Origin of the sequence: Vibrio ichthyoenteri ATCC 700023 (genome assembly GCF_000222605.1) — a bacterium.
Classification (GTDB): Bacteria; Pseudomonadota; Gammaproteobacteria; order Enterobacterales; family Vibrionaceae; genus Vibrio; species Vibrio ichthyoenteri.
On the sequence record NZ_AFWF01000102.1, the window covers coordinates 1 to 2,492 of the forward strand.

Annotated in this window: 2 protein-coding genes; one reads left to right on the forward strand and one right to left on the reverse strand. The window is 40.5% G+C overall.

Annotation, left to right across the window (positions count from 1 at the left end):
- A partial coding sequence (locus RH85_RS08785; protein ID WP_039948924.1) for an IS5 family transposase occupies positions 1–886 on the reverse strand: 886 nt, incomplete at its 3' end.
- Between the two features lie 326 nt (positions 887–1,212).
- Here RH85_RS08785 and RH85_RS08790 point away from each other — a divergent pair.
- Positions 1,213–1,983 carry an N-acetylmuramoyl-L-alanine amidase gene (locus RH85_RS08790; RefSeq protein WP_006711872.1) on the forward strand — a complete coding sequence of 257 codons (771 nt, stop codon included), beginning with the start codon at positions 1,213–1,215 and terminating at the stop codon, positions 1,981–1,983.
- The last annotated feature ends 509 nt before the right edge of the window (positions 1,984–2,492 follow it).

Consider the following 2,492-nt stretch of genomic DNA (forward strand, 5'->3'; position numbering starts at 1 on the left):
GTCCTTTGTAACGTGCCTTGGTGAAGCCAAACTGGCATTTGATAACGCGAAACGGGTGCTCGACCTTTGCTCGAATGCTTGCTTTTAAGTATTCGATGTTAATCATTGTCTTATTCTTGCGAGGGCGCTTTTTCATCACTCGGATTTTACCGGGACGCTTTGCAATCAGCCACTCCACATCTGTGTCTTTCAGTTCTTCCCGTTTCTGTGCGCCTTGATAACCCGCATCGCCGGAAACGAATTCCTCTTCACCGTGCAGCAAATTATGCAATTGGTTCAGGTCATGTTCATTAGCGGCAGTGGTTACAAGCGTATGGGTGATACCGCTCTTGGCATCCACGCCAATATGGGCTTTCATGCCGAAGTACCATTCATTGCCTTTCTTGGTCTGATGCATCTCTGGGTCACGCTTATTATTTTTATTCTTAGTGGAGCTCGGTGCTCTGATTATGGTGGCATCGACCAACGTTCCCTGCGTCATCATGACGCCACAGTCTGATAGCCATTGGTTGACGGTTTCAAATAATTTACGTGTGAGTTTGTACTTTTCCAACAAATGCCTAAAGTTCATGATAGTGGTGCGGTCTGGGATCGCTTTATCCAGTGATAATCGTGCAAATTGACGCATTGAAGCAATTTCGTATAAGGCATCTTCGGTTGCTTCGTCACCAAGACAGTACCATTGCTGCATGCAATGAATGCGGAACATAGTCTCAAGTGGATACGGGCGGCGGCCGTTGCCGGCTTTGGGGTAAAAGGGTTCAATCACTTCGAAAAGTTGAGACCACGGCAACAGGTTGTCCATCCGAGATAAAAAAATCTCTTTACGAGTCTGGCGGCGCTTACTCGAAAACTCACTATCGGCAAAAGATAATTGTTGGCTCATGGGCGTTGGGTGTTGTGATGGATTGTGCCGCAATGCTCTCATATCTGGGACTTATTCGCACCTTCCCTAATTTAACGGTGAAAAGGATGCCGCTTTAGCACAAGTTCTCCATGTTGGAGTCATGACCAGAAATCATCATAGCTCCAGAACTTATTCGCACCTTCCCTCGCAAAGTTAATTACGCAGCAAAGCCTGTTTATATTTTTTTATTAGTAAATCAAACCCGCCTTGATTTACTATGGTTTTCGTTGCTTAATAGTAAATTCACTTAGTTTTTTATGTAACAAAGCCAGTATTTATTATTTATTATTATAAGGTTTCTCGTCATGTATAAAATTGATTATAATAGTTATCGCTCAGTCAAAGGTTTTAATCGCCGCGTTCGCTTTCTTGTTATGCATTATACAGCTGCTGATTTTTCTTCATCAGTTAAATTTCTTTCTGGAGATGGTGGTGTAAGTGCGCACTATCTTGTTCCGGATCCTACCGAAAAGACCTACATTAACTCTGGATTTAAAGATATGCGCATTTTCAACCTTGTTGATGAGGGTGATCGAGCGTGGCATGCAGGAATTAGTAATTGGCAAGGACGAAGTAATATTAACGATACTTCAATTGGTATTGAAATTGTTAATTTGGCTAAATATGAAGATGGGGAGTTTGTTTTTCCACCATTCAAGCAAGAGCAAATCGAGGCTGTAAAAATATTAGCGTTGAACATTATCCAGCGTTATCCTGATATATCGCCGATAAATGTTATTGGTCATTCGGACATAGCTGCGGGTCGCAAGAGCGATCCTGGACCGCTGTTTCCCTGGTTTGAGTTATATCAATACGGGGTTGGAGCTTGGTATGATGATGAAACTAAAGATAACTATTATAATCGATTTTGCAAGGAAGGCATTCCAACGCGTGACGATATTATTTCAAAAATGAAGATATATGGGTATGATATCTCCATTGCAAAAACTGATGATGGTTATCAAAATCTTATTAGATCTTTTCAACTACATTTTCGACAAAAAAAATACGATGGTCGTATGGATGAGGAGACCGCAGCAATTTTGTATTCACTTGTAGATAAGTACATACATTAATGATGTCGTCAGTAAGCCGCTTGTGGAAAATATTTCATCGGTACTTGATTTTTTGGATCGTCATTTGCACATTATGGTAAATAGCTAAATTTGCCCTTACTTTTGCCGTTTAGGGAACAGACCTTGCTACAAGGGGGCGAAAGTAGGGGCTTTCCTATCTAAGAACTCTCAATATCACCCTGAAAGTTAATTACAGTTTTTTGCCAAATGTTAAACGTTTGTGATACGTTTTTATTTCATTGGGATTTTTACCTTTAAGCTTTAAAATGAACACTTTCCTCTTTCATTAAGCGATGTAATCAATGAGGTTCAGATACTGGCTAATCAATGCGCTTGTTTTTTTGTCATTGGTGATGTTTGCTTTAGTCGTTTATTTGGCAACGGAATTCATCAATTATAACAATCCGTTTTCTATGAACGAATCAAGCTTTACACAGTGGGCGTATGTATTTCGCCTTTAAAGAGAAGTGCCAACGTTAGGTTTAGTTGGGGTTGATTTAATTGCTGTC

Bases quoted from the DNA above. Each gene is read 5' to 3' on its own strand.
- RH85_RS08790 (WP_006711872.1), top strand. From the start codon at position 1,213: ATGTATAAAATTGATTATAATAGTTATCGCTCAGTCAAAGGTTTTAAT.